Annotated in this window: 3 protein-coding genes; all 3 read left to right on the forward strand. The window is 44.4% G+C overall.

What is annotated here, in order from left to right; translation table 11 throughout:
* Positions 1-1,057 precede the first annotated feature (1,057 nt).
* From HMPREF2794_RS04670 to HMPREF2794_RS04680, 3 genes are read left to right on the forward strand one after another with little or no spacing between them, the layout of a single operon-like run.
* A complete protein-coding gene (locus HMPREF2794_RS04670) occupies positions 1,058-2,401 on the forward strand; it encodes a BT_3987 domain-containing protein (protein ID WP_070751029.1) in 1,344 nt (447 codons plus the stop codon).
* Positions 2,402-2,440: 39 nt separating this feature from the next.
* Positions 2,441-5,542, forward strand: coding sequence for a SusC/RagA family TonB-linked outer membrane protein (locus HMPREF2794_RS04675; protein WP_070751031.1), 3,102 nt, complete (start codon positions 2,441-2,443; stop codon positions 5,540-5,542).
* Between the two features lie 24 nt (positions 5,543-5,566).
* Positions 5,567-7,408, forward strand: a complete 1,842-nt coding sequence (locus HMPREF2794_RS04680) for a RagB/SusD family nutrient uptake outer membrane protein (protein ID WP_070751034.1) — start codon at positions 5,567-5,569, stop codon at positions 7,406-7,408.
* Positions 7,409-7,583 lie beyond the last annotated feature (175 nt).

The raw sequence follows: 7,583 nt of genomic DNA on the forward strand, positions 1-7,583 counted from the left end.
TGTGCCAACGTAGTGACACAACCGTGCCAACACGGTGGCACAACTGTGCCAAGCCTTTGGCACAACCATTTCCAATAGAAGAAACAACAGTTCCAAGCGAGGAAACAACAATTCCATAAACACGAAACAACAGCTTTCCACAGATGAGCAAGCAAAACATCCATCCTGTAATTTATCCCCCCTCAAGGTTTACGAGAATAAGAGAAATCATTGATGCATCCTATCAGAATTGAAAAAAGAGGCTGACAATAAAACGCCTGTTTTTCTACTGTCAGCCTTATTATCAGGTCTTATTGTCATGAGATAAACGGCTATTTTATAGCGGTTTAAATGCTAAAAGCTGACAGATGACAATAGAACCTACTTAATTTTCTAATGTATATATCTCCCAATAGTAATAGAATTGAAATTCATCTTCGTATAGAGAAAGGGATAATCCAGACAATAGTCCACCAAATAACCTGATATTCAAAGCTATAGATAAGAACTGAATACAATCAAGATTCAGATATGAAATACTTCAACTAAGTTCTGGTAGAACTTAGCACATTAAACAGTCAATTTATCCGTCCACTTTCACATGAATGTATCCAGTTCGACCAATAGACTCACTATTTTTTAAATTAAAAACCAACAATTCGGTTGCAAATATAGTAATTAGTTCGAAAAAGCCATGCAATTCATCGATATTATTTCAAAATTAAATTATAATCAAGTTTCTTATTTATTCCCACGACATCAAATAATGGGTAGAAACAGAGTGTACATATAACAAAAGAAAGCTTCAAAAACAAAAGCTATACATTCTATTTATCAGCATAATAAGCTTTTCATTCCCCTATATTTTATCATATTTAAGTTCTACCAGAACTAAGACAAAGGATTTATTATTTTTTTGACTTTAAATCAGCACAGTTCAGCACACAGAAAAAAAAATGTTTTAACTTCAAATTTCAATGCCTATGAGAAAGAGATAAGTATTTCAATTCCAAGAGTACCCACAGGTACTTCTATTCGTTTTTACCCTTTTTACCTTTAATAAAACTAATATTAATTTATGAAAAAATGCTTTGAATTAACACCATGTCTGCTGGCATTCTTATGCATTACCAGCTGTGTAGAAGATGTTGATAACGAACGCTCCAAAGGAATGTTCTCAGCATCACAAAGTGGATTCACCACCATTGAAGTTTATGATTTAGGCCCCCTCAACAAGATCGATTTATCCATTGCCAAGGCAGGATTGGAGGATGCCGGAGGAACAGTCACTTTTTCGGTAGAACAATCTTTGTTAGATTCTCTGAACAATGCAGACGGAACTGCCTATCAACTGCTACCTTCCGAATGCTATACGATTGAAAACGCAACTTATGACGTAACCTCCGGCGGAGACAGGCGCGTAACAGGAGGCAGCCTAGTCTACGATCCTCACAAAATCTACAACCTTTGCGGTTTCGATGAGCTTAAATATGTGCTTCCATTACAGGTATCTTCTACAGGAACTCCCATGAATTCGGACCGGACAGCAGTGCTCTATGGATTCATAGTTAAAGAAGCCATTGTCAGACTCGCATCTACCGGAGGAGACTTCGTCGTAGAAGGAGGAGCAACTACTTCACCTATGAATCTGAACACAGAAATAAGTTTTGAGAATGAATGGGACCTGACTACCACATTTGCCGCCAAAGGAGCGGACTATGTAGATCATTACAATTCAGCAAATTCGACCTATTATATACCATTGCCCTCCGACTTTTACACTCTTCCTGACGTCACCATCGCCAAGGGGAAAGCAACGGGAGGCTCCGTCATCAGCCTGCTGAGTGAAACACTTCCCCCCGGAAATTATCTTCTTCCGGTTTCACTCAGCGGACTCAGCGGACAAGGAGATGCCAGCATCAACATAGACAAGCAAACGGTAGCCAACTATTTTGTAATCAAACAAGGTAGTCCCATCAACAGAGATCACTGGACAGTTACCGCCAACACGGAGGAAAAGACAGGAGAAACCTCAGCTGCTTACCCTCACAACGGTCAGACGGTGTCGTTGATTGACGGAGAAGTTAACACTTTCTGGCATAGCCAATGGCAGGGAGGCGAAGTAGCACCACCGTATGAAATCATACTCGACATGGGTAAAGAGAACAGTGTCAGCCAATTAGGACTCATTGCCAGACAAAACGCACTGACCTCAATGAATCTTGAAATTTATGCAGGAAATGACGGCGAAACATGGAACCTAATTGGAAAATACTTTTTTGACGGCAGTATAAAAACAGAGCAAATGGTCCCTGTAAAAGCATGCGACGCACGCTGGCTCCGGATCTACATTCCAAGTCTGGGCAGCGGTTCATCCGTAGGACACCTGGCAGAACTATATGTATACGGCACGGACAAGTAACCTTAATTATTTTCTAATTCTTACTTAAAAGAAACATTTATGAATAAGATATTAAAAGTAACGTGTTTCATCCTGTTTGCCTTATTAGCAGGAATAAACACAATTTATGCACAAGGACAAAGTCCGACAGGGCTTGTAGTCGATGAAAACGGACAGCCGATGATCGGGGTGCAGATAAAAATCGAAGGAACCACGGTCGGCGCCATCACCGATGTAGACGGTAACTTCACCATCAAAGCCACAAAAGGCAATATACTTATTTTCTCTTATGTGGGCTACGAACAACAAAAAATCACTTATAAGGGAGAAAAGGTACTGGCAATCAAGATGCTTCCAAGTACGGAAATGCTGGAAGATGTGGTTGTCATCGGTTACGGCAAACAAAAGAAGAACAGTGTAGTCAGTTCTATCAACGCTATCGGACCCAAAGAACTGTCGGTTTCTTCCAGCCGTAATATGACTAATAATTTGGCAGGACAGGTGCCGGGACTGATCGCAGTACAGCGTTCCGGTGAACCAGGATACGACAACGCCGACTTTTGGATTCGCGGACAGAGTTCTTTCAAAGGAGGTACGAATCCGCTTGTATTGGTCGATGGTGTTCCCCGGCAAATGCAGGATATCGAAGCAGATGAAATCGAATCTTTTACTTTGCTGAAAGATGCTGCCGCCACAGCCGTATACGGAGCCGAAGGTGCAAACGGAGTCATCCTGATCACTTCCAAACGAGGAAATTCGCAGAAACCCAAAATCTCGTTCCGTGCCGAAGGTACGATTCTGGAACCGACACGCCTGCCGACATTCATGAACTCCGTAGAGACTTTGAACCTGTACAACGAAGCATTGAACAACGAGGGGACCGCCAGCATCCGTACAGACGAGGAGATTGCCAAATATGGTCCCGGAGCCGACCGTGATATATATCCGGATACCGACTGGTTGGGTACGATGCTGAGAAACCATACTTATAATATGCGGTATACCCTGAATGTAAGAGGAGGAACTGAACGCGCCCGTTATTTCGTATCCGGCGCCTTCTATCAGGAAAATGGTATATTCAAGGATTTCGGTAATGATTATGACAACAACATCGGACTGAAACGCTACAATTTGCGCAGCAACATCGACTTTGACGCAACTAAAACGACAACTGTAAAAGTAGACCTCAGCGGACAATACCTGCAGACCAACTATCCGGGCACAGGAACCAGCACTATTTTTACTACCATGTGCCGTACTCCGTCTTATATCATGCCGGCTGTGTATTCCGACGGTACCATCGCCGGACATCCCCGCCCATCCGGCAACCGCTCCAACCCGTACAACCTGCTTGTTAATTCGGGATATGCCAAAGAGTGGAGAACTTCTATCCAGTCGAAAGTGGAGATAGACCAGAAACTGGACTTCCTGACCAAAGGCTTAACATGGAAAGGACTGATCAGCTTTGACGCAGACATGTCGTACATCGCCAAACGTACCAAAACACCGACACAATATCTGGCAACGGGGCGCGATGAAAATGGAAGTCTGCTATATAAGACTGTAGTAGAGGGCAGCGATGTATTATCGGAAAATCTGAGCAACAGTTCAAGCAAACGAATTTATTTCGAAACGGCTATCAACTACAACCGTACTTTTGCCGAAAAACATGACGTAGGCGCTATGTTCCTGTATATGCAGAAAGAAACACAATACCACAACAATGCCCTGCCCTATAGAAAACAAGGGTTGGTAGGCCGTGTGACTTATGGATATGACGGACGTTATTTCATAGAAGGAAACTTCGGTTACACCGGTTCCGAAACCTTCGCAAAAGGCTATCGTTTCGGATTTTTCCCTGCAATGGGTCTGGCATGGTACATCAGCAACGAGCACTATTACCCGGACGTATTAAAAAAGGTAGTAAACAAACTGAAATTAAGATTCTCTGTCGGTCGTACCGGTAATGACGATACAGGCGGTAACCGGTTCTTATATCGTGGAACCATGAAGCAGGATAACAGCGGCTACAATCTCGGATTCAGCAACAGTGGCGCAATGGGTGGAGTAGGCAACGGAATCACCGAAGCCCAGTTCGAATCACCCTTCCTCTCGTGGGAAATCGAAGACAAACGAAACTTCGGTATCGATTTAGGCTTGTTCGACAACCGCATCGACCTGCAAGTAGACTATTTCAACAACCAACGCAAGGCGATTCTGCTGCAACGTAATACAGTTTCTAACGTAACAGGATTCCAGCAGATGCCGTGGCAAAACTTCGGTATTGTTAAAAACCAGGGTGTGGACGCAAGTCTGAATCTTAATTATAAGGTAGGGGAAGTAAATCTGAGCGCACGCGGCAACTTCACATTTGCGCGCAACGAAATTCGCGAATACGACCAAGTACCGCAAGTCTATCCGTGGCTTGAAAAGAAAGGCACACGCCTCAACTCATGGAAACTGTACATCGCCGACGGACTTTATACGGCTGACGACTTTAACATCACAGGGGAAGGTCTGAACCGCCAGTACGAACTGAAGCCGGGAGTCGTATCCGGTTTGTCGAGCGGAGTCCGCCCGGGTGATATCAAATACAAAGATCTGAACGGAGACGGCAAAATCGACAGCAACGACCAGATGGAGGATGTAGGAAATCCTTCGGTACCGGAAATTGTATACGGCTTCGGACTCAACGCCGAATGGAGAGGATTCTATGCAGGTATCTTCTTCCAGGGTTCCGGAAATACATCAACTGTATTAGGAGCCAGTTCCAACGGAGCATTCTTCCCTTTCCAATGGGGAGTAGAAGAATCTGCCGTACGCTCCGAAGTGGCTAACAGATGGACAGAACAGAACCCAAGCCAAAATGTAATGTTCCCCCGCATGCATTCTAACAATTTCGACAATAACACAGTTGCCAGCACATGGTGGTTGCGTGATGCCAGCTTCCTGCGCCTGAAAAACGTCGAAATCGGATACAATTTCAAGGAGAAGACACTGAAGAAGATCGGCATACAGGCCTTGCGCGTTTATCTGCAAGGAAACAACCTCTGTGTATGGGACGATATCAAGATGTGGGACCCGGAACTTGGAAACACCAACGGCGGTTTCTCATATCCTCTAAGCCGTACTTTCACATTCGGTCTCGACTTTACTTTCTAATAATCTATATAACACATTATATATATGAAGACATTGAAGAAATTATCAATCATACTGGCCGCAGGACTAAGCACGATCTTCTTTTCAGGTTGCAGCGACTATCTGGACGTATCGGATGACCTGGCGGCAGAACTGAGCATGGAAGAAGTATTCAACAACACCGGTTATGCCCGACGCTTCCACCGTTACATATACTCCGGAATTCCGGATGTGTCAAACATCATCATTACCGGTTCTTACGCAGCCCTGACCGGGCTCGACAATCCTTGGCCTGCTGTTTCCGACGAATTGAAAAGCGCGCAAAACAACGTTAAGACAATTCCCGTAGTAGGTTATCATGCCGGTTCGGCTGATTTATCCCGATGGAGCCTGTACAAACAAATCCGTCAAGCAAACGAATTCTTAGCATACTCGCATACCATCCCCCAGCAAGGTGATGTAACGGATTACATTGACGAATCCGAACTGGCACGATTGAAAAATGAGGCCCGTTTCCTACGTGCCTACTACCACTATCTGCTATTCGAATTGTACGGCCCCATTCCCATTATGACGGAAATATCAGACCCGTCGGCAAGTGATCTGGACTACTACCGGAACTCAGTGGATGAAGTAGTAGCGTTCATCGATTCCGAATTAAATGAATGCTACAATGAACTACCGGAGAAAGAAGTGAATGACGACGGCACTCCTAACGAGAACCGAAGCGCAGCACCTACCAAAGGAGCAGCATTGGCCATTTTGGCTAAACTTCACGTTTACGCCGCAAGTCCCTTGCTGAACGGAGGCTATTCCGAAGCAGTCGCCCTGAGAGATAATCAGGACAAACAACTGTTCCCGGCAAAAGACGACGGAAAATGGCAGACTGCCTTAAACGCCTTACAACGCTTTATCGATTATGCAAAAACTCACTATTATTTGTATAAAGAAAAAGATAAAGACGGCGAACTGAATCCGGAAGAATCTTTGTACCAACTCTTCCAGGTGAGTCTGAACAACCCGGAAGCTATCTGGCAAACCAGCAAGAATTCATGGGGAGATGTTGGCGGAGAAGGAAGAGAACGCAGGTGTACCCCACGTGCGATTTATAGCGGATTTGGCTGTGTAGGTGTTTTACAAGAAGCCATAGACGACTTCCTGATGAGTGATGGCAAAAGCATTCACGAATCCGATCTTTATACCGAAGAAGGCATCGGTGAAGACGGTATCCCCAACATGTACAAGAATCGTGAACCACGCTTCTATCAGGATATCACCTATTCCGGCAAAACATGGCAGAAAACAACCAAACAGATTTATTTCTACAAAGGTAGCGGAGACGACAACTCCAAAGCGGATATGAGCTATTCCGGCTATCTGCTTTATAAGGGAATGAACCGTGACCTTTTAAATCAAGGCAGCAATGCCAAGTCAAAGTTCAGAGCAGGCATGCTGTTCCGTCTGGCCGATTTCTATTTGCTGTATGCCGAAGCATTGAACCATGTAAATCCTGCGGACGAACGTATCATCGCACACATTGACAGCGTCCGTTATCGGGCAGGTATTCCTCTGCTGAAAGATATCAAACCGGAAATAAAGGGAAACCAGACATTGCAGGAAGAAGCTATCCGCAAGGAACGCCGCATTGAGCTGTTTGCCGAAGGACAACGCTACTTTGACGTACGCCGCTGGATGTGTGCCGACGAAGAAGGATACAAACAAGGTGGGCCGGTACATGGAATGAACATGAATGCTGATAACCTGGAAGGGTTCATGGAACGTACCCCATTCGAAACCCGCATCTTCGAAAGACGTATGTACCTCTATCCTATCCCGCTAAATGAGATTCAAAAATCAAGTAAACTTGTTCAAAATCCGGGATGGTAACCCCCTACGTCATAACACAGACACAATAGGTATCTCATCATAGATGCAAACAAACATCACCTGAACGGTGCAAACGTAAAAAAGAGTTTTCCATTGATTTTGGAAAACTCTTTTTTTACGTCCATCTTCAGAGAGAACAACAAAAAGGGGCTGTGTCAAAACTAAGGCACATCCC

Origin of the sequence: Bacteroides sp. HMSC067B03, from assembly GCF_001811315.1 — a bacterium.
Lineage (GTDB): Bacteria > Bacteroidota > Bacteroidia > Bacteroidales > Bacteroidaceae > Bacteroides > Bacteroides faecis.